At 65.3% G+C, this 21,521-nt stretch carries 23 protein-coding genes and 1 other RNA gene; 10 read left to right on the top strand and 14 right to left on the bottom strand.

Going from position 1 to position 21,521, the window contains the following annotated elements; translation table 11 throughout:
- The 3 genes from ACVCNR_RS03560 to ACVCNR_RS03550 all read right to left on the bottom strand — a co-directional run bounded on the left by ACVCNR_RS03560 (nucleotide 1) and on the right by ACVCNR_RS03550 (nucleotide 3,412).
- Nucleotides 1-1,839: an aminopeptidase P family protein gene (locus ACVCNR_RS03560; protein ID WP_447073842.1), complete on the bottom strand. Its 1,839-nt coding sequence runs from the start codon at nucleotides 1,837-1,839 to the stop codon at nucleotides 1-3.
- 98 nt (nucleotides 1,840-1,937) lie between these two features.
- Nucleotides 1,938-2,816 carry a 50S ribosomal protein L11 methyltransferase gene (locus tag ACVCNR_RS03555; RefSeq protein ID WP_447073841.1) on the bottom strand — a complete coding sequence of 293 codons (879 nt, stop codon included), beginning with the start codon at nucleotides 2,814-2,816 and terminating at the stop codon, nucleotides 1,938-1,940.
- A gap of 20 nt (nucleotides 2,817-2,836) precedes the next feature.
- Nucleotides 2,837-3,412 carry an SCO family protein gene (locus ACVCNR_RS03550; protein ID WP_354192026.1) on the bottom strand — a complete coding sequence of 192 codons (576 nt, stop codon included), beginning with the start codon at nucleotides 3,410-3,412 and terminating at the stop codon, nucleotides 2,837-2,839.
- A gap of 212 nt (nucleotides 3,413-3,624) precedes the next feature.
- Between ACVCNR_RS03550 and ACVCNR_RS03545 the strand changes: the two genes are divergently transcribed.
- From ACVCNR_RS03545 to ACVCNR_RS03535, 3 genes are all read left to right on the top strand, one after another.
- Nucleotides 3,625-4,092 (top strand): CreA family protein, encoded by a 468-nt coding sequence (locus tag ACVCNR_RS03545; RefSeq protein ID WP_354192437.1) that lies wholly within the window; start codon nucleotides 3,625-3,627, stop codon nucleotides 4,090-4,092.
- 53 nt (nucleotides 4,093-4,145) lie between these two features.
- Complete coding sequence (locus tag ACVCNR_RS03540; protein WP_447075630.1) at nucleotides 4,146-4,787, top strand: DapH/DapD/GlmU-related protein; 642 nt, start codon at nucleotides 4,146-4,148, stop codon at nucleotides 4,785-4,787.
- A 183-nt stretch (nucleotides 4,788-4,970) separates the two neighbouring features.
- The gene (locus ACVCNR_RS03535; protein ID WP_447073840.1) at nucleotides 4,971-5,390 is read left to right on the top strand and encodes a hypothetical protein; all 420 of its coding nucleotides are present in this window, start codon (nucleotides 4,971-4,973) and stop codon (nucleotides 5,388-5,390) included.
- An 81-nt stretch (nucleotides 5,391-5,471) separates the two neighbouring features.
- Here the strand turns inward: ACVCNR_RS03535 and ACVCNR_RS03530 are convergent, their stop codons facing one another.
- Nucleotides 5,472-6,680, bottom strand: a complete 1,209-nt coding sequence (locus tag ACVCNR_RS03530) for a hypothetical protein (RefSeq protein ID WP_447073839.1) — start codon at nucleotides 6,678-6,680, stop codon at nucleotides 5,472-5,474.
- A gap of 242 nt (nucleotides 6,681-6,922) precedes the next feature.
- Here ACVCNR_RS03530 and ACVCNR_RS03525 point away from each other — a divergent pair, with 242 nt between their 5' ends.
- A complete protein-coding gene (locus tag ACVCNR_RS03525; RefSeq protein ID WP_447073838.1) occupies nucleotides 6,923-7,321 on the top strand; it encodes a low affinity iron permease family protein in 399 nt (132 codons plus the stop codon).
- Nucleotides 7,322-7,369: 48 nt separating this feature from the next.
- On the top strand, nucleotides 7,370-7,657 hold the full coding sequence (locus tag ACVCNR_RS03520; protein WP_447073837.1) for a hypothetical protein: 288 nt from the start codon (nucleotides 7,370-7,372) through the stop codon (nucleotides 7,655-7,657).
- Between the two features lie 9 nt (nucleotides 7,658-7,666).
- Here the strand turns inward: ACVCNR_RS03520 and ACVCNR_RS03515 are convergent, their stop codons facing one another.
- Entirely contained in the window at nucleotides 7,667-10,306 is a 2,640-nt protein-coding gene (locus ACVCNR_RS03515) for an ATP-dependent helicase (protein ID WP_447073836.1), read from the bottom strand.
- A 305-nt stretch (nucleotides 10,307-10,611) separates the two neighbouring features.
- Between ACVCNR_RS03515 and ACVCNR_RS03510 the strand changes: the two genes are divergently transcribed.
- Nucleotides 10,612-10,860 (top strand): hypothetical protein, encoded by a 249-nt coding sequence (locus ACVCNR_RS03510; protein ID WP_354192032.1) that lies wholly within the window; start codon nucleotides 10,612-10,614, stop codon nucleotides 10,858-10,860.
- A 61-nt stretch (nucleotides 10,861-10,921) separates the two neighbouring features.
- On the opposite strand, the gene ACVCNR_RS03505 is transcribed toward ACVCNR_RS03510, so the two are convergent.
- Both ACVCNR_RS03505 and ACVCNR_RS03500 read right to left on the bottom strand, forming a co-directional pair.
- A complete protein-coding gene (locus tag ACVCNR_RS03505) occupies nucleotides 10,922-11,164 on the bottom strand; it encodes a hypothetical protein (protein WP_354192033.1) in 243 nt (80 codons plus the stop codon).
- A 101-nt stretch (nucleotides 11,165-11,265) separates the two neighbouring features.
- On the bottom strand, nucleotides 11,266-11,754 hold the full coding sequence (locus tag ACVCNR_RS03500; protein ID WP_447073835.1) for a thioesterase family protein: 489 nt from the start codon (nucleotides 11,752-11,754) through the stop codon (nucleotides 11,266-11,268).
- A 114-nt stretch (nucleotides 11,755-11,868) separates the two neighbouring features.
- On the opposite strand from ACVCNR_RS03500, the gene ACVCNR_RS03495 reads away from it, so the two are divergent.
- A complete protein-coding gene (locus ACVCNR_RS03495) occupies nucleotides 11,869-13,278 on the top strand; it encodes an FAD-binding oxidoreductase (RefSeq protein WP_447073834.1) in 1,410 nt (469 codons plus the stop codon).
- Here the strand turns inward: ACVCNR_RS03495 and ACVCNR_RS03490 are convergent.
- Nucleotides 13,275-13,469 carry a hypothetical protein gene (locus tag ACVCNR_RS03490; protein WP_447073833.1) on the bottom strand — a complete coding sequence of 65 codons (195 nt, stop codon included), beginning with the start codon at nucleotides 13,467-13,469 and terminating at the stop codon, nucleotides 13,275-13,277. The two genes, ACVCNR_RS03495 and ACVCNR_RS03490, sit on opposite strands and share 4 nt — an antisense overlap.
- Here ACVCNR_RS03490 and ACVCNR_RS03485 point away from each other — a divergent pair.
- The gene (locus ACVCNR_RS03485) at nucleotides 13,468-17,274 is read left to right on the top strand and encodes an AsmA family protein (RefSeq protein ID WP_354192439.1); all 3,807 of its coding nucleotides are present in this window, start codon (nucleotides 13,468-13,470) and stop codon (nucleotides 17,272-17,274) included. The two genes, ACVCNR_RS03490 and ACVCNR_RS03485, sit on opposite strands and share 2 nt — an antisense overlap.
- Before the next feature lie 275 nt (nucleotides 17,275-17,549).
- On the opposite strand, the gene ACVCNR_RS03480 is transcribed toward ACVCNR_RS03485, so the two are convergent.
- From ACVCNR_RS03480 to ssrA, 5 genes are all read right to left on the bottom strand, one after another.
- Nucleotides 17,550-17,771: a ribbon-helix-helix domain-containing protein gene (locus tag ACVCNR_RS03480; protein ID WP_354192037.1), complete on the bottom strand. Its 222-nt coding sequence runs from the start codon at nucleotides 17,769-17,771 to the stop codon at nucleotides 17,550-17,552.
- Between the two features lie 20 nt (nucleotides 17,772-17,791).
- A complete protein-coding gene (locus ACVCNR_RS03475; protein WP_447073832.1) occupies nucleotides 17,792-17,989 on the bottom strand; it encodes a DUF4169 family protein in 198 nt (65 codons plus the stop codon).
- A gap of 13 nt (nucleotides 17,990-18,002) precedes the next feature.
- Entirely contained in the window at nucleotides 18,003-18,536 is a 534-nt protein-coding gene (locus ACVCNR_RS03470; RefSeq protein ID WP_354192040.1) for an SspB family protein, read from the bottom strand.
- 128 nt (nucleotides 18,537-18,664) lie between these two features.
- Nucleotides 18,665-19,231, bottom strand: coding sequence for an AAA family ATPase (locus ACVCNR_RS03465; RefSeq protein WP_447073831.1), 567 nt, complete (start codon nucleotides 19,229-19,231; stop codon nucleotides 18,665-18,667).
- Between the two features lie 104 nt (nucleotides 19,232-19,335).
- Nucleotides 19,336-19,691, bottom strand: a transfer-messenger RNA (tmRNA) gene (gene ssrA / locus ACVCNR_RS03460).
- A 163-nt stretch (nucleotides 19,692-19,854) separates the two neighbouring features.
- Between ssrA and ACVCNR_RS03455 the strand changes: the two genes are divergently transcribed.
- Together ACVCNR_RS03455 and ACVCNR_RS03450 are read left to right on the top strand one after the other, a co-directional pair.
- Nucleotides 19,855-20,163 carry a DUF2853 family protein gene (locus ACVCNR_RS03455; RefSeq protein ID WP_354192043.1) on the top strand — a complete coding sequence of 103 codons (309 nt, stop codon included), beginning with the start codon at nucleotides 19,855-19,857 and terminating at the stop codon, nucleotides 20,161-20,163.
- A gap of 228 nt (nucleotides 20,164-20,391) precedes the next feature.
- Nucleotides 20,392-21,192, top strand: coding sequence for a thymidylate synthase (locus ACVCNR_RS03450; protein ID WP_354192044.1), 801 nt, complete (start codon nucleotides 20,392-20,394; stop codon nucleotides 21,190-21,192).
- 6 nt (nucleotides 21,193-21,198) lie between these two features.
- Here ACVCNR_RS03450 and ACVCNR_RS03445 read toward each other — a convergent pair whose 3' ends face one another.
- Entirely contained in the window at nucleotides 21,199-21,402 is a 204-nt protein-coding gene (locus ACVCNR_RS03445; RefSeq protein WP_447073830.1) for a TOBE domain-containing protein, read from the bottom strand.
- Nucleotides 21,403-21,521 lie beyond the last annotated feature (119 nt).

Here is a 21,521-nt window from a genome sequence, read left to right as displayed (position 1 = left end):
TTACGCCTCTTGCATAAGCGGTGCGCAGGCCTTTTCCAGCCATTTCAGCACTTCGCCGTCGACCATCGGGCCGATTTCGGCAAGAACGCGCGCGTGGTAGGCGTCGAGCCAGTCCCGTTCTTCGGGCGAGAGCAGCTCCGGCACGATCATGCGCCGGTCGAAAGGGGCCAGCGTCAGCGTCTCGAAGCCGTGCATGGCGATGTCGCCGCCGTCGATCGGCTCGGCAGGGGTGACGACGATGAGGTTCTCGACCCTGATGCCGTAGTGGCCTTCCTTGTAGTAGCCCGGCTCGTTGGAAAGGATCATGCCTTCGCGCAGCCGTTCCATGCCGGTCTTGGCGATGCGCTGGGGGCCCTCGTGCACGGCGAGATAGGAACCCACGCCGTGCCCGGTGCCGTGGGCATAGTCGAGCCCGTGCCGCCACAGGGCCACGCGGGCGAGGGCGTCGATGTCGCTGCCGCGCGTGCCGGCGGGGAAGCGCAGGATGGAGATGTCGATCAGGCCCTTGAGAACCAGCGTGTAGCGCTGGCGCATTTCCCCGCTCGGCTTGCCGATGGGGATGGTGCGGGTGATGTCGGTGGTGCCGTCCTGATACTGCGCGCCGGAATCGAGCAGGAACAGCTCGCCGTCGCCCAGCTTGCGGTTGGTAGCGCGCGAGACGCGATAATGGATGACGGCGCCATTCGGTCCCGATCCGGAAATGGTCTCGAAGGAGACGTCGCGCAGCGGCATCTGGGTCTCCTCGCCGGCGCGGCGGCGGAAATCCTCCAGGGCCTCGACCGCGCGGATCTCGTCGGTGCCGCCCGGCCGCTGCCGGTCGAGCCAGCACAGCATGGCGGCCACCGCGGCCCCGTCACGGCGATGCGCAGCGCGGCTGCCGTCAAGCTCGGCCTTGTTCTTGGCGGCGCGCGGGATGCGGGCGGGGTCGGGTGCGGAAACCACGGTGCCGCCATTGTCCTCGACCAGCATGCGCAGCTTTTCCGCCGCCAGGACAGGATCCAGCGCAATGCGCGCGCCTTTCCTGGCCAGTGCGGCCACTGCCGCCTCGAATTCATCCGGCTGATGCGGCTCGGCAAGCTGGGTGAGATAGGCCTCGACCTCGCGCGAGAACTTGGCCTTGTCCATGAACAGGAGGTGCGGGCCGTCGGCGGCGAGGATGGCGAAGCCGAGCGCCAGCGGCGTGTGCGGCACGTCGTTGCCGCGGATGTTGAAGGCCCAGGCGATGGAGGAGGGGTCGGTCAGCACCGCATGGGTGGCGCCGTCCGCCTCGATCGCCGCCGCCAGCCTGGCCAGCTTATCCCTGGCCAGTTCGCCGGCAAAGGCGAGGGGATGGAGTTCCACCGGGGTGACGGGCGGGGCGGGCTGGTCCTCCCAGACGGCATCCACCGGGTTCCTGTCCAGCGGCACAAGGTCGACACCGGCCTTCTTTGCGGCTTTCTTCAGCGTGTCGATCTCGCCTGTCGTGTGCAGCCATGGATCGAAGCCGAGGCGCGTGCCGGATTCGAGATTGTCGCCGATCCAGACCGACGGCGGGTTCTCGACAAGGTTGTCATAGGTGAAAATGGCGGGGTCGGTTTCCTGGCGCACCTGCAAGGTGTAGCGGCCATCGACGAAGATGACGGCACGGTCGGCCAATACCAGCGCCACGCCGGCCGAGCCGGAAAAGCCGGTCAGCCACTTCAGCCGGGCGGCGCGCGCCGGCACATATTCGCCCTGATGCTCGTCGGCGCGCGGCACGAAAAAGCCGTCGAGGCCGTTTGCGGCCAGCCACGCGCGCAGGGCAGCGATGCGCGGCGAGGCAAGCGAGGGATCGCTGGTCGAATCGAACGACTGGAACATGTCAGGATTTTCCCGGAATGAATCTCGCGGAAACCTAGCCTTCCGGCGCGGGCCTGACAATTGAATTACGGCCGGTGAATTGCGGCTGGAAGCCGGTTTCAGGCGGCCGGCTTGAAATGGATGGTGACCCAGCCTTCGCGGTGCAGCGTGGCGATGTGCGAGAAGCCCTGCGCGACATAGGCTTCCACCACGGCGTCGTGCTGGCGGTCCAGAATGCCGGACAGGACGAGCGACCCGCCGGGCCTGACATGTGCGGCCATCTGCGGCGCGATCTCGATCAGCGGCCCCGCCAATATGTTGGCGACGATCAGCGCGAAGGGGCCGCGCTCGGCAAAGACGGGATGGTCGAAGCCGGTGGCCGTGACGGCCTCGACATGGCCGGCGACGCCGTTCAACCGGACATTGCCGGCGGCGACTTCCGTGGCAACCGGGTCGATGTCGGTGGCCAGAACCGGGATGCCGGAAAGTTTCGCGAGCGCGATGGCGAGCACCGCGCTTCCCGTTCCGAGGTCGAGGGCGTTGGCCGGGTGCTCGGCCTCCACCACCTGCTCCAGCATTTCGAGGCAGCCGGCGGTGGTGCCGTGATGGCCGGTGCCGAAGGCCAGCCCCGCCTCGATCTCGATGGCGATGTCGCCGTCCCTGCGCTGGTCGCGGTCATGCGAGCCATGGACGAAGAAACGGCCGGCGCGCACCGGCTGCAATCCCTCCAGCGAGCGGGCAACCCAGTCGATGTCCGGCAGTTCTTCCCGCTCCACCGGGCGATCCACGGACAGGGAGCGCAGGACCTCGCGCAACCGGCCTTCCGCCTCGTCGATATCGCCGTCGGCGTAAAGCGAGACTTCGTGGATATCGCGATCCTCGTCGACTTCCAGCACGGCAATCGGCCAGCCGTCGTCCTCGAAGGCCGCTTCAAGGCCCGCGAAGATGCGCTCGGCCTCTTCCTTCGAGGTGATGAAGTGGAGGCGCGTCTGGGTCATGGGGTGAGAGCCTGTTGGTGTCAGCTTCCCGCAGCCAGCCGCTTCAGCTTGGCCTTGGCGGCATCGGGGCTCTCGCCATAGGCGATGGTGCCGAAAAAGTCACCTTGCGAATTGAGCAGCAGCACGGAGGCCGTGTGGTCGAGCGTGTAGTCGCCGTCGTCGGTCGGCACCTTTTTCCAGAAGATGCCGAAGGACTTGGCCATGGCGAAGACCTTTTCGGGGTCGCCGGTGATGCCGGTGATACGGTCGGAGAAATTGCTGATGTAGGTGTCCATGATCTCCGGCGTGTCGCGCTCGGGGTCCACCGAAACGAAATAGGCGCGGATATTCTTGCCTTCGTCGCCAAGCTCGTTCAGCCAGCCCGCCAGTTCGTAGAGCGTGGTCGGGCACACTTCCGGACAATGGGTGAAGCCGAAGAACACGGCGCTCGGCTGTCCGCGCAGGGCCTGTTCGGTGATCGGCTCGCCTTTCTGGTCGGTGAGCGCGAAGGCGGCGCCGAAGGGTTCGCCGCCATAGTGCTGGCCGTACCAGTTGTAGGTGAGCCAGCCGATGCCGGCCGCGATGAGGACGAGAATGCCGACGAGGATCTTACGCATGGCAGGACATTCCGGTTTTCAGGCGGCATCGGCCGCAAGGATGAACAGATGCGCCAGTTCTAGTGGCCCGGCGGGGGCAGGCAAAGAGGTCCCTTTGCCGCAATGCGGGTGCTTCACATTATTGTGCTTGCAATGCGCGCAGGCTCAACCCACTTGCTTGGCGACGAATGCAAAGCATGGAGATCCTCTTGCGCAAGACGATTGCCAGCCTGATGGCCGCTGCGGCCGTCGCCGGAACCCTCGCTCCGGCTCATGCGGAACAAGTGGGCAAGATCGGCGTCGACTGGTTCGGCAACGACATCAAGATCGAGGCCGTGACCGATCCCAAGGTGGAGGGCGTGACCTGCCATCTCGCCTATTTCGACCGCGGCGTCATCGACCGGCTCCAGAAAGGCAACTGGTTCGAGGACCCGTCCAATGCGGCGCTTTCCTGCCAGCAGACGGGGCCGATCAGGATCGGCGACATCGATCTCGGGCAGAGCGGCGAGGAGGTGTTCCGGCAGTCGATCAGCCTGATCTGGAAGAAGCAGGTGGTGCGGCGCATCTACGACAAGGCCAATGACACGCTGGTCTATGTCGCCCATTCGCAGCAGGTGCAGGACGGATCGGCCAAGATGGCGATCACCACCGTTCCGCTTTATGGCCAACAGGTGGAGTGGGCCAAGGGCAAGCCCCAATAGGCTTGGACCTCGCGAGGCTTGCCGAAGGGCAGGGCACGTCGTACAGCCGCCTGATGGACGAGCCGCAACAGCCAGAACCGCGCGAGCCACAACCGCGCATCCATCCGACGGCGGAGCTGAAGGGCTGCCGGCTGGAGCCTTACGTGGCGATCGGCGAGCGGGTTGTGCTGCGCGAGGTGGCGGTCGGCGCCTTCACCTATTTCGAGCGCCACGCCGAAGCCATCTACGCCACGCTCGGCAAGTTCTGCTCGGTGGCGGCCAATGTCCGCATCAATGCGCTGGAGCATCCCATCGAGCGCATCACGCAGCACAAGGTCAGCTACCGGGCGAACGAGTATTTCCGCTATCTCGGCGTCGATGCCGGCTTTCGCGAGCGCAGGCAGGCAAAGCGCGTGACCATCGGCCACGATGTCTGGATCGGCCACGGAGCCGTCGTGCTTCCGGGCGTAAGCGTGGGCAACGGTGCGGTGATCGGCGCCAATGCCGTGGTGACGCGCGACGTGGAACCCTATGCGATCGTGGCGGGATCCCCGGCGCGCCTGCTGCGCCGGCGCTTTGCGCCGGAAACAGCCGCGCGCATCGAGAAACTGGCCTGGTGGGACTGGCCGGTGGAGAAGATCGGCCGCGCCATCGGCGACATGCAGAACCTGTCCATCGAAGATTTCCTGGACCGGTGGGAAGTCGAGCGCGGCTGATTTCAGGTCAGCACTGCTAACCATATCCCTTAACGTAAAACATTAGCGTTAAAATTCTGTTTATGGGTTGAAGAACCAAAGTATAGCAATCTTTAGTTGCAACCAGATCGGGATTCCGTATCCTGACATCGGAGGCATTTATCTGAAGCGCAAGGACAAACGGAAGCAACAGAGGAGAGTGTCATGAACAAGTTCACCGTTATTCTTGCAGGCGCAGCTATTTCTTTTGCAACTTTCAGTGCACATGCCGGCGGTTGGGGCACCAATGGCAACAGCAACAATTCCAGTGGCGGCCTGCTCAATATTGCACCTGCCATAGCGCTGGGCGACGTCAAGCTGCTCAACGGCCTTTCGATCCTGAACAAGTCGCCGATCCTGAACAAGTCGCCGATCCTGTCCGGCAACAACACCGTGCTCGGCAACGGCATCCTGAGCGGCATCGGGCTCGGCGTTCTTGGCATCGGCAACGGTTCGGCCAAGTCGTCGGTGGGCATTGGCGGCGGCGGCAACAGCTACACCGACAACAGCGGCAACACCTACGACAGCGGGAACTCCTACTCGACCTATTCGGTCAAGTCCTACGCGGTGAAGAAGCGCCGCTAAGCCGATAAGTCGGATGTCCGGGTCCGGCTGCGGGCAGGAAGGTTCGCGTCCTTGCTGCCCGCACTCGTGAGCAGGTACAGTTCAAATCCGGGCGCGAAGGCCGATGAAGGCGTCGGTGGTGCGTTCCCGGATGTCGAGGATGGTCTTGAACGTCTTCGATACATCCACCCGGAATATTGCGCTGAGCGGTTTGCCGAAGGCATAGGTGGCCTGCGCATAGAAGCCCCGGCCACGCTCCTCGTTTTCCATAAGCAGGTTCTGCTTCACTTCGCGATAGACGCCGGCGGAAAAAGCGAGGCGTTCCGTCGCCTTCCAGCCCAGCTCGACCTCGGCCCGGTCGAGCCAGGAGGCCAGCGGATCGTCGCTGTCGGCGGTTTCAAAACGACCGAACCAGGCGCCGCGCAGTTCGAAATCGCGTGGCAGCGGCATGGATGCCTTCACATGCCAGGCGGGGCGGACCTCATCATAGATGCCATGCGCCCCGCGCAAGTTCTCCGCACCCAGCGCCATGCCGAAGGCGATGCCGGCGGCTGTGCGCAGCTCCAGTTCGCCCTGCGCGCCGTAGAGCGTATAGGAGAGGGCGACAGGCGGCGAGCCGAGCTTTTCCACCGTTGCGAACAGGGCGGAGAGCGATCCGCCGGCGGCGAGCGGGCCGAGGGTGCGCATGAGGCGCGCCGCGGCCCTGAACTTGTTCACATCGGGATCGAGCCGCACCGGATCGAGGAGGTCCTGCTCGAAATGCGTGCGCCCCGTCGTCTCGAAGGCATTCGACATATCGAGGACGAGGGCAGTGGCTCCGCCCAGCGCCAAGCCCATCTGCACCTGCGCGCTCGCCACCTGCTTGAGGGCGCGCGTGCCGATGACCAGCGGGCCGATTTCGAGGTGGTCGCCCTTGCTGATGGCGGAATAGGCGAGCGTTCCGCGCAGCTCCAGCACAGGCGACAGACGGCGGAAGGCGTGGGCCGAGACGGCAAGGCTGCGATCGTCCTCGATGGCGATGCGATCATGGCGGGCAAGCTGGAACTCGGCGTCGATGCCGGCATTGGCGTCGTCGTCACCCACCTGGTGGCGCATGCCGCCGCGCAGTAGCGTGTACCAGTCCGCCACGGCGATCTCGCTGTCCAACGCGTTGCTGGTCCAGTGACGCTCGATGGAAGCCGATAGCTGCGGTTCGGCAGCCCCGGCGGCAACAGGACCGATGAGGGGCGACAGGAGGGCAGGGGCTGCGAGAAGGAGCGCTCGGCCGGACGATGCATTGCCTGCTCGCCGCCGCTCCGGCTTTCGCGCCATGTCGTCTCCCTCCCGAGGCCGGTACCCCTTCCGCCGTGCGGGGGTGGCGAGGCGGAAGGGGCCGGAGGTTCCGCTGAAGCGGAAAGAACAGGCACCATCGCCTGCATGAAAACTGTGGCCGATCATCCATAAGATGCAGTATATGGGTTTTACAATTGAAAGTTGTATAAAGTTGTAGTCGTTTGGCGGGATGGAACCGGTTGCCATGCCTCGCTGTTCTGTATGGGTCCGAGGACAGTCCGATGCTCGAGAAGTCCTTCACCAAAGCTGCCAATGCCGTCGCCTATATCGCCGGCATGCCGTTCACCTTCATCGCCTGCGTGGCGGTGGTGGTGATATGGGCGGTGACGGGGCCGCTGTTCGGCTTCTCCGATACGTGGCAGCTCATAATCAACACCGGCACGACCATCGTTACCTTCCTGATGGTGTTCCTGATCCAGAACACGCAAAACCGCGACGGCGTGGCGATGCAGGCGAAACTGGACGAACTCATCCGCATCTCCAAGGCGAACAACCGTTTCATCGGCATCGAGCATCTGACCGAGACGGAGGTGGAGAACATCCGCAAGACCTGCGAGCGCGCGGTTCGGCGGCAGGCGCGCAACGCCGGGAAAAAGGAGCAGCCCACGACCGGAGATTGACCTTTGCGCCCAAGCGGTCATGGTTGCCGGAACAGAAACGAGGATGTCGTGGCGGATTGGGTCGAAATCCTGCGCAAGCAGACCGAGACGGGCGAGAAGATGGCGCGCGAGGTGCCCGCGATCCTTGAGAATCCGCATGTGACGGAGGAGCAGGTGCGGGCGCTGTTCGGGGAACTCGACCGTCAGGCCGAATTCGTCGAGGACCTGCGCGCCACGCTGGAGAAATTCGACCACGACTTTTCCGTCATCGAAGCGGCCGAGCGGCTGGAGGAACAATTCGGAGACCTTGCCGCCGCGGCCGCCGAAAAACTGAAAGCCATGCGCTCGGGCGGGTAAGCTAGTCTGTCAGGCCGCGGTCACGAAACTGTCCAGCACCTTTTTCTGGCCGGCGCGGTCGAAATCGATGGTCAGCTTGTTGCCATCGATGGCGGCGACATTGCCGTTGCCGAACTTCATATGGAACACCCGGTCGCCGACCTTGAAGGCCGACGGGGCATCCGCCACCGATTTCGCGACCAGTTCGCCCTCGATGGTGCGGCCCTTCACCGAGCCACGGCCGGCGCCATAGCCGGAATCGGCCTCGCCATAGCCGATGCGTTCGACGGCATGGCCGGACCGGGTGCCCCAGTTGCGGCTGGTCGCTTCGGTGCGGTTCTGGCGGGCTCGCTGCCAGCCGGGGGTGGCGTAGGTGTTGGAAAAGGCCTGGTCCCCTCTCTGGGCATAACCGCCCGACGGCGAGCCCAGATTGTCGAAGCGCGAGGCGCCATAGGGGTTGCCGTAGCCGCCATAGCTCGATCCGCTTTTGCTGACCTCCACATGCGCCTCGGGCAGTTCGTCGAGGAAGCGCGAGGGAATGGTGGATTGCCACAGGCCGTGGATGCGCCGGTTGGAGACGAACCAGATGTGCAGGTTCTTCTTGGCCCGCGTCAGCCCGACATAGGCGAGCCGGCGCTCTTCCTCGAGGCCCGAGCGGCCGCCTTCGTCCAGCGCGCGCTGGTGGGGGAACAGGCCTTCCTCCCAGCCGGGCAGGAACACCGTCTCGAACTCCAGCCCCTTGGCCGAATGCAGCGTCATCAGCGAAACGGCGTCGAGGTCCTCGTTCTGCTCCGCATCCATGACCAGCGCGACATGTTCGAGGAAGGCGCGCAGCGATTCGTACTCCTCCATGGAGCGGATCAGCTCCTTGAGGTTGTCGAGCCGGCCCGGGGCCTCGGCCGAGCGGTCGTTCTTCCACATGTCGGTGTAGCCGCTTTCCTCCAGGATCGTCTCGGCCAGCTCGGTATGCGGCGTCGATTCCAGAAGGTCCTGCCAGCGGGCGAAATTGGCGGCGACCTCGCGCAGGGCGGCGCGCGGCTTGGGCTTCAGTTCATCGCTCTCCGCCAGGTTGGCGGCAGCCTGAAGCATCGGCACGCCGAGCGCGCGGGCCGTGTCGTGGATCTGGCGGATGGTGGCCTCGCCGAGGCCGCGCTTCGGCACGTTGACGATGCGCTCGAAGGCGAGATCGTCGCCCGGATTGGCCACGACGCGCAGATAGGCCATGGCATCGCGGATTTCCTGCCGCTCGTAGAAGCGGGGGCCGCCGATGACGCGGTAGTTCAGGCCGATCTCGATGAAGCGGTCCTCGAAGGCGCGCATCTGGAACGAGGCCCGCACCAGAATGGCGATGTCGTTGAGCACATGCCTCCTGCGCTGCAACGCCTCGATCTCCTCGCCGACGGCGCGCGCTTCCTCGTCCGAATCCCAGGCGGCATGGACATTGACCTTGGGGTCTTCGGGGTCCGGCCTGTCGGTGAACAGGGTCTTGCCGAGCCGGCCTTCATTGTGGGCGATGAGATGCGCTGCGGCGCCGAGGATATGGGCGGTGGAGCGGTAGTTGCGCTCCAGCCGGATCACCGTCGCGCCCGGAAAATCCTTCTCGAAGCGCAGGATGTTGTCCACCTCCGCTCCACGCCAGCCATAGATCGACTGGTCGTCATCGCCGACGCAGCAGATATTGACTTTGTTTTCGCTCACGGGCCGCATCGCCGCCTGCGGCGGCTGGCCCTCCGCGGGGGCGGACGAAACGTCGCCCGGCGCGCCGTCGCGCGCTCGGCCTTCGGCCGTTTGGGGGGAGGTGGATGCCGAAGTTCGGGGGCGCTGGGCCAGAAGGCGCAGCCACATATATTGGGCGGTGTTGGTGTCCTGGTACTCGTCCACCAATATGTATCTGAAGCGCTTGTGATACTCGGCCAGAATATCGTGGTAGGCGCGGAAGATGCGAATCGGATGCAGCAGAAGATCGCCGAAGTCGCAGGCGTTCAGCGTGGTCAGCCGCTCCTGATAGGCGCGATAGAGCTCGCGGCCGCGACCGTTGCCGAAGGCACGTGCATCGCCTTCCGGAATCTCCTCGGGGCCGAGGCCCTTGTTCTTCCAGCCGTCGATCATCTGGGCGAAAGTACGCGGCGCCCAGCGCTTGTCGTCCAGACCTTCGGCCTGGATGAGTTGCTTGATGAGGCGGATGACGTCGTCGGTGTCGAGGATGCTGAAATCGGAGCGCAGGCCGGCCAGTTCGGCATGGCGGCGCAATATCTTGACGCCGATGGAGTGGAAGGTGCCGAGCCACGGCATGCCTTCGATCGCTTCGCCGACCAGCAGGCCGATGCGCTGCTTCATCTCGCGCGCGGCCTTGTTGGTGAAGGTCACCGCCAGGATCTGCGAGGGGTAGGCGCGGCCGGTGGCCAGGATATGGGCGATGCGGGTGGTGAGCACCCGCGTCTTGCCGGTGCCGGCGCCGGCCAGGACCAGTACAGGGCCTTCCGTGGTCTCGACGGCCTGCCGCTGCTCGGGATTGAGCCCCTTCAGATAGTCGGGCGGGCCGCTCTGCGCCTGACGCGCGGCCATGGCGCGTGCGGCGATGCCGGACGGCGCGTGAGCGTCGCCGGAGGCGGCCGGAGGCCTGGCGCCCGGTTCGTCAAAGAAGGGCATATCGTCGGAAAAGCCGGACATTGTTCCCGAATGTAGTGATTCGGTCCCGAAAGACCAGAAGTGTCGCCGTTTTGTTCCGGCAACCGCTCTCGATTACCCCGGCAGGCGGGCGGCTGGCAAGCAAAGCCTCCGGCGCGGGTGCTCATCGCCCCACTTCCGGCGCATGCCGCAATGGCCGACCGTCTCCTGAAATCCACACCGATCCGGCTTCCGGGGCGGTGAATACCAGTTTGGTCTTGCTCCCGCCGTCTGCTCGGTTAAGTCTGCTTCACCGGTCCGCCTCGGAATTCCCCCGGGGACAGCGGACCGGTTGCAAGGGATGAGGCATGGACGACAATTTCGACAAGGCCGGCATTGCGGTCATCATCGTGTTCGGGGCGCTGATCCTCGGCGGACTGATGGCGGCCAATCTGGTGGCGGGCGACCGCAACGGCTTCCTTCTGGCGCTGGGCTCGGCCTTCACGGCCTATGTCGCAGGCTATGCGGTGCTGTTCGACCTGCCGCGCCTCTATGCGATCCTGATCGGCGTGGCGCTTCTGCTGGGCGTGGCCTCGACCGCCGCCTATGCGTTCTGAGGCATGGAGCCCAAGGACGGTCGTAAACCTTTGACAGATAAGGGTTTTGTGGTGCGGACCGTCAGGCGTGCCCGCGCCGCGAGCGCGCCTGCTTGAGGATGGCGCGCCAGCGCACCATGTCGAAGGGAATGGGCTGGCCCCTGGCCGCGATCTCGAAGATGCAATTGTCGACATTGCGCAGCGTGCGCCAGAAATCGTAGTCCGTCACGCGCGGATCGGCGGCCAGCCGCTCGGCTTCCATTTTGACGCTGCGTATGGGGCCGGCCGTCGCGGACGAAGGCGGCAGGTTGTTCTGCGTAGCCATGCCAATGGATTGGCCGTTGCCGCGATTCGTTGCAACGGCATCGTCGGGCCTATCCCCCGTTTATCCTTTCTTAGGGTTAACGGGGCGCTTGGGCGCCCCTTTCAGGCCGTCGCCTTGCGGCGGATGCCGATGGCGCGTCCGGCCCGTTCGGGCATCGGCAGGCGGCTGTGCGCCGCGCGCATCGCCTCGATATTGGCCGCGACATCTTCGGGGAAGGCGGCAACCTTCGGGCCGGACATGTCGACATGCAAGGAGAGGCTTTCGGAGGTGGCCGCCAGCCAGCCATCGACATGGCGGATTTCCTGATAGGCGCGCAGGCGCTTCTCGTCGCTGTCCAGCAGATGGAAGCTCACCGCCACCTTGTCGTCCTGGTGCAATTCCTGCACGTAGCAGACATGCACCTCGGCCGTGTAGATGGTGAGATTGCGCTCCCTGGCATAGGCCGCGCCGATGCCGAGCAGGTTCAGCACCTCGTCGGCGCCGCGATCGAACAGCACATTGTAGTAGGCCATGTTCATATGGCCGTTGTAGTCGATCCAGTCCTTCTCGACCTCCATGACGCGCGAGACGAAGGGTGCGGAAACAGTCATGCAGGGTCCTTCCAAAGCTGGACAAAGCTGCCGGAAAGGCAGATCAGGAAACATAATCGCGGGCCGAGCTTAATCGCAAGCAGGAGGCCCGCCTGTCCTGTTGGCGGAGGAAGCATGGCTCTCAGCGACCTGATCGCGGTGGAACGCAACGAGGAAGGCATCGCGGCGGTTCTGCAAACGCTGCGCGATGCGTTCGGGGAGAGGTTCCAGACCGGCCATTCCATTCGCGAGCAGCATGGCCACACGACGACCTACCTGCCGAACCAGATGCCGGATGGCGTGGTCTTTCCCGAAAGCACCGAAGAGGTGCAGCAGGTGGTGCGGGCCTGTGCCGCGCATCGCGTGCCGCTGATCCCGTTCGGAACGGGAACCTCGCTCGAAGGCCATGTCAACGCGCCGGGTGGCGGCATTTCGCTCGACACTTCGCGCATGAACCGTATTCTCGCGGTCAATGCCGAGGATCTCGACTGCACGGTCGAGCCGGGAGTAACGCGCGAGGACCTCAACCGGCACCTGCGCGACACGGGCCTGTTCTTCCCGATCGACCCCGGCGCCAACGCCTCGCTCGGCGGCATGGCGGCGACGCGGGCATCGGGCACCAATGCGGTGCGCTACGGCACCATGCGCGAAAGCGTGATCGCGCTGACGGCGGTGATGGCCGATGGCGAGGTCGTGACGACCGCGAGCCGGGCGAAGAAGAGTGCCGCCGGCTACGACCTCACCCGCCTGCTGGTCGGATCGGAAGGCACGCTTGGCGTCATCACCAGCCTGACCCTGCGCCTGCACGGCATTCCGCAGGCGATTTCGGGCGGGGTGTGCCCGTTCCCGACCCTGGAGGCAGCCTGCCAAGCGGTCATCGCGACCATCCAGATGGGCATTCCGGTCGCCCGCATCGAACTCGTCAACGCCCTTCAGATGAAGGCCATCAACCTGCATTCGAAGCTCGACTATCCCGAGAGCCCATGCCTGTTCCTCGAGTTCCACGGCAGTGAGGCCGGCGTTGCCGAACAGGCCGATCTGTTCGGCATGATCGCCGAGGAGCAGGGCGGCGGGCCGTTCCTGTGGACGAGCGTGGCCGAGGAGCGCAGCAAGCTGTGGAAGGCGCGCCATGACGCCTATTGGGCTTCCTTCACGCTGCGGCCCGGCGCCAAGGGCCTTTCCACCGATGTGTGCGTGCCGATCTCGCGGCTGGCCGAATGCGTGGCCGAAACCGAGGTCGATATCGCCGAGAACGGTCTGGTCGCGCCGATCGTCGGCCATGCCGGCGACGGCAATTTCCACACGCTGGTGCTGATGGACCCAGACGATCCGGCCGAGATCGCCAGGGTGGAGGGGTTCGTCGCCCGGCTCAACATGCGCGCCATCGCCATGGGCGGCACCTGCACCGGCGAGCATGGCATAGGGCAGGGCAAGGCCGGTTTCCTGCGCCGCGAACTCGGCCATGGCGTCGATATCATGCGCGCGATCAAGCAGGCGCTTGACCCGCAGGGCATCCTCAACCCGGGCAAGACCATCACCGGCTAGAGCATTTTGCAGCGGGCAACCGGCATTGCCTCTTTATCGTCATCGATATCCGGATAGGATCGGGCTGCTTCCTGGGCAATTCCAGCAAAAGTGCGAAGCGGTTTTGCGATCGGAATTGCGTCAAACAAAGGGTTGGGGTGTTTTCGCAATTCACAGAAAGCGGAAATGCTCCAGGGCTCAAGTGAGGACATGCTCGCACGCCTGTTCGTGATCGTCGGCGGATTGCTGGTTCTGGTGCTGCTTGCGGCGCTGGCCGTGCCGCCGTTCATCGACTGGACCGGCTACCGCGCCGATTTCGAGCGTGAGGCGAGCGCCATCCTCGGCCGCAACGTCACGGTGCGCGGCGATGCCACGGCCCGGCTGTTGCCGTTTCCATCCGTCACCTTCACCGATGTCGTGGTGTCCGGCGGCGCCGAAGGCCAGCCGGCCATGACCGTCGATACATTCTCCATGGATGCCGAACTGGCGCCGTTCCTGCGCGGCGAGGTGCTGATCTTCGACATGCGGCTGGAGCGGCCGCGCGCCACCATCGCCATAGGCGAGGACGGCACGGTCGACTGGGCGATGCGGCCGTCCTCGCCCTTCGATCCGGCCCAGATCGCCGTCGAAAAGCTCACCATTTCCGATGGCGAGGTGGAAGTGCGGCACGGCGCGGGCGGGCGCGTTCACACGCTGTCGGGCGTCGATGCCACGGTTTCGGCGAGGTCGCTGCTGGGACCATGGCGGGTGGACGGCGCCATGCTGTTCGACGGGCTGCGCACCGAGATTTCCGCCTCCACCGGCCGGGTCGGCGACGACGGCCACATGCGGCTGAGGCTGCGGGCCCGGCCCCACGGCCTTGCCGCGACCATGGAAAGCGACGGCAATGCGCGTATTGAAAAGGGCGCGCTGTTCTATGCCGGCCAGTTCAGGCTGACGGAGGACGAGGCGAGCCCGGTGCAATTGCGCGGCAGCGACGGCGAGGCTGTGGCGGTCGCGCCGGTGAAGGCCGTGCCCGGCTATCGGGCCAGCGGCAAGTTCCAGCTCGATCACCGCAGGCTTTCCCTCGACGAATTCCGTTTCGAGACGGGGCCGCTCGACAATCCCTATGCCGCGGACGGCACCGCCTCGCTCGATCTGGGGCCGGAGCCGCGCTTCCGCATCGAGGCGTCGGGGGCGCAGGTGCAATTCGACGAAGCGGTCTCGGGCGAAGGCGGGCCGGCGCTCAGCGCCGAAGCGCGTATCGCCGCGCTGGAGACGGCATTGCGGCGGCTGCCGCGCCCGACGATCCCCGGCTCCGTCGATGTGCAACTGCCGGCCGTGGTGGCCGGCGACACCACCATTCGCGACGTGCACCTCTCGGCCGAACCGGCGGAAGCCGGCTGGATGGTGCATTCGCTGGGCGCGACCTTGCCCGGACGCACGACGCTGGATGCCGACGGCCTGCTGAGCACCGGCGAGTCCTTCGGCTTCAAGGGCAAGATGCTGCTTGCCGTGGCGCAGCCTTCCGGGTTCGCGGCATGGCTGGCGAGGGACGTCGACGAGGCGGTGCGCCGCCTGCCGGGCGCCGGTTTCAGCGCCGAGGTGGACCTGACGCGTTCGCGCCAGAAGTTCAGCAATCTGGAACTGATGCTGGGCGGCGCCAAGTTCGGCGGCCGTATCGAGGCCGTGCAGACCGGTGATGCGAGGCCGGCGGTGGCGCTGACGCTCGATGGCGGGGCGCTCGACCTGGAAGGGCTTTCCGCCTTTGCCTCGATCTTCGTCAGCACGGAGGGCGCCAACCGCTTCACCGGGCAGGATCTCGATTTCGATATCAAGGCCGGCCCGGTCGAGGCATGGGGTCTTTCCGCCGAGCGGGTGGATACGGCGCTGCGGCTGCGCGAGGGTGTGCTGGAAGTCGACCGGCTGGCGCTGACCGGACTGGCCGGCGCTGCCGTCAGCGCCACCGGGCGCATTTCCGGTTTTCCCGACAGTCCCGCCGGAAATCTCGATGCCTCGCTGGTCGCCGTCGATCTGGCGCCGCTGGTCGAGGCTCTGGATGGCCGACAAGGCGACAGCGGGCCGATCGTCGGGGCACTGGTTAAGGGGCTGGCGGCGCGTGCGCGCGCCTATCCCGGGTTGCTGGAGGATGCGCGTATCGATGCGGTGATGAGCGTGGCGGCCGAGGACGGCAGCGGCGGCAGCTTCGCCCTTTCGGCGCAAGGCAGCGCCGGCGGTTCCGCCTTTTCAGCCAGCCTTTCGGGCCAGCGCGATGCCGGCGATATGCTGGACACGCCCTTGTCCGTCACCCTGGGCATCCGCAACGACGATGCGACGACGCTGATGGCGCTGGCCGGCCTGCCGGCGCTGCCGCTCGGGCTGACGGGTCCCGGCGTGGCGGATATCTCCGCCAAGGGCAGCCTGCGCGACGGCATGGCCACCATGGCGGTGCTGACCGGCGACGATTTCAAGGCTTCGTTCGACGGCACGGTTTCGGCGGCCGGACAGGGCGCGGCGCTGAAGGGCAGGGCAAGCCTGGAGGCGGCCGATATCGAGCCTTGGCTGATGACGGCCGGCGTCGCCATCCCCGGCATGGGCACGGGAACCTCGATGTCTTTCAGCGCCGATGCCGATTATGGCAGCGGCCTGCTGATCCTCAACGGCCTCTCCGGCGCAGTGAATGAAAGCGCCTTTTCAGGCGACATCAATGCCGAGGTGAAGGACGGCAAGCCGCATCTTACCGGCGAGCTGGTCCTCGACGAACTCAACCTCGACCCGCTGGCGGCGATGCTGATGGGCGATGCCGCCTTTGCGTCCGTCACCGAGGGCTGGCCGACAGTGCCCTTCGCGGCCACCTCCACCGCACCGGTCAGCGCCGAGCTGGACGTTTCCACGGCCGCCCTTCTGGCCGGGCATTTCGCCACCGCATACGATGCCTCCCTGTCGCTGAAACTGGACGGCGAGGGGCTGCGGGTTTCCGATCTCACGGGCAGGCTGTTCGGCGGGGCGCTGTCCGGCCTGTTCGAGCTCAAGAATTCCGGCGGGACTGGCTTGCTGAGCGCACAGATGAGCGTGGGGGGCGCGGACCTTGCCGCGCTCCTGCCGGACAGCGGCCTGTCCGGAAAGACCGATCTCTCCGCCGCCCTGTCGACCAGCGGCAAGTCGGTCGACGGCATGGTGACCTCGCTGTCGGGCTCCGGTACGGCCTCGCTCAGGGGGCTGCAGGTCGCCAACCTCAACGCCGATGCGCTGCCTGCCTTCCTGGCGGCGGCCGATGCCGCGGGCCGCGACATCGATGCACGCCGGACGGCCGAGTTCGCGCCGGCGATTGCAACGAAAGGCAGCTTCGCCGTGCAGGACGCGGACATTGCCTTCACGCTCGCGAACGGGGTGCTGCGGGCGCCGCCGGTCAAGCTGTCTGGCAAGGCAGCGGATATTTCGGCCGATCTTGGCGCCGATCTGGCTGCCGGCACCGCGCAGGTCCAGGGCGCAGTTGCCTACCGTGCCGGAAACGAGGCGCTGGTCGGCTCGGAGCCGGTGCTCAACTTCTCGGTCGGCGGCCCCCTTGCTTCCATGACGGTCAGCCTCGACAGCGCGCCCTTGGCGCAATTCCTGACCCAGCGGGCGCTGGAGCGGGAGCAGCAGCGGGTGGAAGCCATGCAGGCGGCCCTGCTCGAAAAGCAGCGGCTGCGGCGCGAAGTGCGCTATTACGCGGCCTTGCAGGTGCAGCGCGAGCGCGCGGCCGAGGAGGAACGGCGCCGGCAGGAAGAGGCACGGCTGAAGGCCGAACAGGAAGCGCGGGCAAGGGCCGAGGCGGAACGCCTTGCGCGTGAAGAGCAGTTGCGGGCCGAGCAGGCTGCTCGCGCAACGGAAGCCGAGGAGCGTGCGCGCCGCGAGGCGGAGGCCGCCCGTTCGCCGGAACCGCCGGCGCTGGAGCGCGCGCCGCTGCCGCCGCCCGCCACTGACAACGGCACCGTGCCCCCGGCAACCGAACCGTTCACCTTGCAGAACCTGTTGCGGTCGCTCGAAGGCGGATGAATCGCGCTGCGGCCGTCACTCCCGAGGAGGAGGCGAAGTGATCGTGAGTTGGAAGCGATTCAGGAATCTTGAAGCGTTCCGGCATGGATTCCCGACACTCTCCATTCGCTTCGCTCATTGCGAGGCCGGGAATGACGGAAAAGTATAAGCACATCCGTCATTCCCGACCTTTAAGCGACCGCAGGGAGCGCAAAGTGTCGGGAATCCATGCCCGAACTTGGACAAGTTCTCGCGGGCTGCGGGTGCGGGGATGACGATGCGTAGGCCGGAGGGCATCAGCCCCGCTTGCCCTTGGCCCAGTCGAGCACATAGAGCCGCAGGGCTGACGACAGGTTGGACTCCCTCGGGCGGCTTGCGTCGATCTCGGCCACGAGCGCCGCAAGCGGCATGTCGCGGGTGACGGCGATGGCGACGAGATCGTCGTAGAACGGCTCTTCAAGGGAATAGCTGGTACGGTGGCCGCGAATGGTGACCGAACGTTTTTTCACCAGGCCCATGGCACTGTCCGCAGGCTCACTCAGGCATCGTCGGAAGAGGGCGGCGGCGAACGCCTGTGCCCATCGAGGAAGCTGACCGCCTTTTCATCGGCCTTGCGGTCGCGTTCCCGCTCGGCCTTCGACCGGCCGTGAAGGGCGCGGTTCCCGGCTGCCACGCGCTCCCGATCTTCCCGCGCCTTCCGCTTGTGGGCCTGGCGCAGGTTGACGATCTCGGCCACGGCGGTGCCCGCCCTATTTCTTGCGGAAGGCGTCGAGCGATACGACTTCGGCGCCCTTGCCGGCCGCCGGCTCGGCGGCGGCCGCTTCCTTCTTGGCTTCGGCCGGCTTCTTCTTGGTGGCGGGTTTCACCTCGGCCGGCGGCTGCGCGGCCGGTTCCTGCGGTTCCTGCAAGGCGGCCTCCGACGGTTCGGTCCTGACATCGAACTCCAGTTCGAAATTCACCGAAGGATCGTAGAAGCCGCGAACCGCCGAGAACGGAATCTCCAGCTTCTCGGGAATGTCGGAGAAGGAAAGGCCGACCTCGAACCCGGTATCGGAGACCTTCAGGTCCCAATACTGGAACTGGATGACGATGGTCATCTGCTCGGGATAGCGCTCGCGCAGGCGGCTGGAAATACGCACGCCCGGCGCGCCGGTCAGGAAGGTGATGAAGAAGTGATGGTTGCCGGGCAGGCCCGTGCGCGAAACCTCCGCCAGCACCTTGCGCATGACGCCGCGCAGGGCTTCCTGAGCCAGAATGTCGTATCTGATATGGTCGTCGGCCATGAACAGTTCCGTTAAATCGTCAGCCTAGCTGTAATCAAGCTTGGCGACGGCGTAAACCGCATATAGAGGGGCAACGCCCCCTCCAGGGCCCAGGCCGTGCAAATTTGATCGGCGACCCCTGCCAGAGGCTATGTTTGGGGCGGTTGGCCGACGGCCTCGGCCACGAAGCGGACACGCTCGTCGACCGGCGCAAGCGGCAGGTGCAGCAGCTCGTAGCCGAGTTCCTCATAGACCGTCCGCATGGCGTCGAAGGTGCGCTCCGCCTCGGCCGCCGTCTGCCGCCGCTCGGCGTCCTGCTCGAAGATTTCCGGCCAGAACGGCGCGATGAAAACCTGGCGGTTGTAGCGCATGGTTCTGGCGGCGCTCATCATATGGTCCGGCACCGCCAGGCCGGTGAGGCGCAGATAGCCGATGGTGTCGGGAATGCCGCGGTCGAAGAACAGCGGGCCTTCCAGCGGGCCTTCCATGTCCCGCGCGGCGGCATGGGAGCGCATTTCCCAGGACAGCATCAGTTCGGCAAACAGGGCCGGGCTTCGCCACGGCAGGGCGGGACCGTCGATCGCCTGCTGGGCGCGGATGATGCCGCGTCCCGCTTCGGGCATGGCCGAATGGCCTTTTGCACCCAGCGCCTCGATCAGCGTCGTCTTGCCGGAGCCGGGACCGCCGGTGATGACGAAGAAGCGTTCGGAACCCATCGGATACTCCTTGGAAATGTCAGGGTGGAAAACCGGCACGCCAACGCGCGCGGCGGCGCGTCGCAGCGGCCTTGGAGAGGAGGAGATGAAAGAGGAGGGGAGAAAGTGGAGGTTTCTGTTGCCAGGTACCTCCGAACCCCGCCTAGAGGTGCGAACCCCTAGGAGTTTATTTGAAGCTGTCGCACCGCATTACGCAGCGAGACGTGCTTCCGCATAGTTGTCGTTGGCAACTATAAGTTTAGCCCGATAACGGTGGTACAATGCCGGGCGAAAGTACGATCTTTACACCTTCGTCGATCCTGTTTCGCCCCCAGCAAAAGCCGCCCGTAACGGCGGTTTTTGGTGGAGGCGCCGGGTACCGCCCCCGGGTCCGAACGGTTTATTTCATCGCCCGTTTATCGCCATAGTCGGACGAGCCGACGATGCGAATATAGGCAGTCCCGGCGGCAAATGGAAGAGTGCGCAGGCAGGCAATTATCGGTGTCGGCACGGATTTCTTTGGCTTGACTTGGCCGCGCGATATCTTGCAGGCTCGCAATCGGTACGGGAATCCTGCCCGGCGACAGGTTGCAGCGGCGGATCACCGTGGAAGTGGGGATTTCTAACTCCGAGAGGGGATGTCGATGAGCGACTATCTGGCTGATGTGAAGAAATACGATGCCGGCGCGGATGCCGCGGTGGTGGACAAGATCGTGAAGCATCTGGGCATAGCCCTGCGCAATCGCGATTCCTCGCTTGTCGCCACCAGCGACCAGAAGGAACTGGACCGCGTGCGCGACAGCTGGTGCATCAAGAAGCTCGGCGCCGAGCCGCAGGCCGCCGAGGCTGCCATCGCCAAGGTCGCCAAGGCCATGGCCGGCGACAACACCAAGGAACGGGTGACGTTCTACTATCTGGTCGCCAAGGAACTCGGCGAGCTGGGCTCGCTCTAAGAGATCGTCAGGCGCCTGCCGCTGGCGGGGTTTCTGAAGATCCGGCATTTCTGAAGACAGGGCAGGCGGGTCGCATCGCCCGCCGGCTGTCATCCTCTGCAGTCCGGCCATGTCTCGTGACCGGCCGGCGCATGTCGTCTCGGCTGTGGAGCGACTGCGCCGACGGCTGTGCGGGAATGACCGCCGGGTCTATAGTGCGGACCGTGAAAACTCGTCGGAACGGAGCCGATGCGGCAATATCTCGATCTTCTGCGGCATGTCCTTGAAACCGGTGTCGATCGCGGCGACCGCACCGGTACCGGCACGCGCTCTGTGTTCGGCTATCAGATGCGGTTCGATCTGGCGGACGGCTTCCCCGTCACCACGACCAAGAAGCTGCATCTGAAGTCGATCATCCATGAACTGCTGTGGTTCCTGGCCGGCGACACCAACATCAAATATCTCAACGACAACGGCGTCACGATCTGGGACGAATGGGCCGACGGGAACGGCGATCTCGGCCCCGTCTACGGCCGCCAGTGGCGGTCTTGGCCGGCGCTGGGGTCCGATGGCGGCGAGATCGACCAGATCGCCAACCTGCTGATCGAGCTGCGCCGCAACCCGCAATCGCGGCGCCTCATCGTTTCCGCCTGGAACCCGGCGCAGGTGGACACCATGGCGCTGCCGCCCTGCCATTGCCTGTTCCAGTTCTATGTCGCGGAAGGGCGGCTTTCCTGCCAGCTTTACCAGCGCTCGGCCGATATTTTCCTCGGCGTGCCGTTCAACATCGCCTCCTATGCGCTGCTGACGATGATGATCGCGCAGGTGACCGGGCTGAAGCCCGGCGAGTTCATCCACACGCTGGGTGACGCCCATCTCTACGCCAACCATTTCGAGCAGGCGCGCGAGCAACTCGCGCGCACGCCGAAACCGCTGCCCACCATGTGGATCAATCCGGCGGTGGACGACCTGTTCGCCTTCCGATTCGAGGATTTCAGGCTGGAAAACTACGTTGCCGATCCCAGCATCAGGGCGCCGATCGCGGTTTGACGCCTGTCAGTCCACGGCCACCATCACGTCGGATGCCTTGATGACGGCATAGGCGTCGCCGCCTTCCTTCAGTCCCAGCTCGTCCATGGCCTCGTTGGTGATCGAGGCGGTGACGACGGCGCCGCCGATGTCGATTCGCACATGGGCGGTAGTGGCGCCCTTCGACACTTCCACGATCCGGCCCTTGATCTTGCGGGCGCTGATTTTCATGGTCTGATCCTTTCCAGATCCGGTTTTCAATGGAGTGACTGAAGCACGCTTGCGGCGCAAGCAAAAGGCTTCCCTTGTTATATCCATCCGTATATATCGACTATGAAGCCGCACGCCGC

This window comes from Aquamicrobium terrae (assembly GCF_052978165.1).
The sequence above is the reverse complement of the archived record's forward strand: the minus strand, read 5'-3'. Positions and strand labels throughout refer to the sequence as shown.

Coding starts and splice junctions, on each gene's coding strand:
- ACVCNR_RS03495 (WP_447073834.1), top strand. CDS start 11,869: ATGGCTCTCAGCGACCTGATCGCGGTGGAACGCAACGAGGAAGGCATC.
- ACVCNR_RS03555 (WP_447073841.1), bottom strand. CDS start 2,816: ATGACCCAGACGCGCCTCCACTTCATCACCTCGAAGGAAGAGGCCGAG.
- ACVCNR_RS03455 (WP_354192043.1), top strand. CDS start 19,855: ATGAGCGACTATCTGGCTGATGTGAAGAAATACGATGCCGGCGCGGAT.
- ACVCNR_RS03550 (WP_354192026.1), bottom strand. CDS start 3,412: ATGCGTAAGATCCTCGTCGGCATTCTCGTCCTCATCGCGGCCGGCATC.
- ACVCNR_RS03500 (WP_447073835.1), bottom strand. CDS start 11,754: ATGACTGTTTCCGCACCCTTCGTCTCGCGCGTCATGGAGGTCGAGAAG.
- ACVCNR_RS03480 (WP_354192037.1), bottom strand. CDS start 17,771: ATGGGCCTGGTGAAAAAACGTTCGGTCACCATTCGCGGCCACCGTACC.
- ACVCNR_RS03505 (WP_354192033.1), bottom strand. CDS start 11,164: ATGGCTACGCAGAACAACCTGCCGCCTTCGTCCGCGACGGCCGGCCCC.
- ACVCNR_RS03525 (WP_447073838.1), top strand. CDS start 6,923: ATGCTCGAGAAGTCCTTCACCAAAGCTGCCAATGCCGTCGCCTATATC.
- ACVCNR_RS03545 (WP_354192437.1), top strand. CDS start 3,625: ATGGCCGCTGCGGCCGTCGCCGGAACCCTCGCTCCGGCTCATGCGGAA.
- ACVCNR_RS03450 (WP_354192044.1), top strand. CDS start 20,392: ATGCGGCAATATCTCGATCTTCTGCGGCATGTCCTTGAAACCGGTGTC.
- ACVCNR_RS03465 (WP_447073831.1), bottom strand. CDS start 19,231: ATGGGTTCCGAACGCTTCTTCGTCATCACCGGCGGTCCCGGCTCCGGC.
- ACVCNR_RS03510 (WP_354192032.1), top strand. CDS start 10,612: ATGGACGACAATTTCGACAAGGCCGGCATTGCGGTCATCATCGTGTTC.
- ACVCNR_RS03515 (WP_447073836.1), bottom strand. CDS start 10,306: ATGTCCGGCTTTTCCGACGATATGCCCTTCTTTGACGAACCGGGCGCC.
- ACVCNR_RS03470 (WP_354192040.1), bottom strand. CDS start 18,536: ATGGCCGACGACCATATCAGATACGACATTCTGGCTCAGGAAGCCCTG.
- ACVCNR_RS03535 (WP_447073840.1), top strand. CDS start 4,971: ATGAACAAGTTCACCGTTATTCTTGCAGGCGCAGCTATTTCTTTTGCA.
- ACVCNR_RS03485 (WP_354192439.1), top strand. CDS start 13,468: ATGCTCGCACGCCTGTTCGTGATCGTCGGCGGATTGCTGGTTCTGGTG.
- ACVCNR_RS03490 (WP_447073833.1), bottom strand. CDS start 13,469: ATGTCCTCACTTGAGCCCTGGAGCATTTCCGCTTTCTGTGAATTGCGA.
- ACVCNR_RS03560 (WP_447073842.1), bottom strand. CDS start 1,839: ATGTTCCAGTCGTTCGATTCGACCAGCGATCCCTCGCTTGCCTCGCCG.
- ACVCNR_RS03540 (WP_447075630.1), top strand. CDS start 4,146: ATGGACGAGCCGCAACAGCCAGAACCGCGCGAGCCACAACCGCGCATC.
- ACVCNR_RS03530 (WP_447073839.1), bottom strand. CDS start 6,680: ATGGCGCGAAAGCCGGAGCGGCGGCGAGCAGGCAATGCATCGTCCGGC.
- ACVCNR_RS03445 (WP_447073830.1), bottom strand. CDS start 21,402: ATGAAAATCAGCGCCCGCAAGATCAAGGGCCGGATCGTGGAAGTGTCG.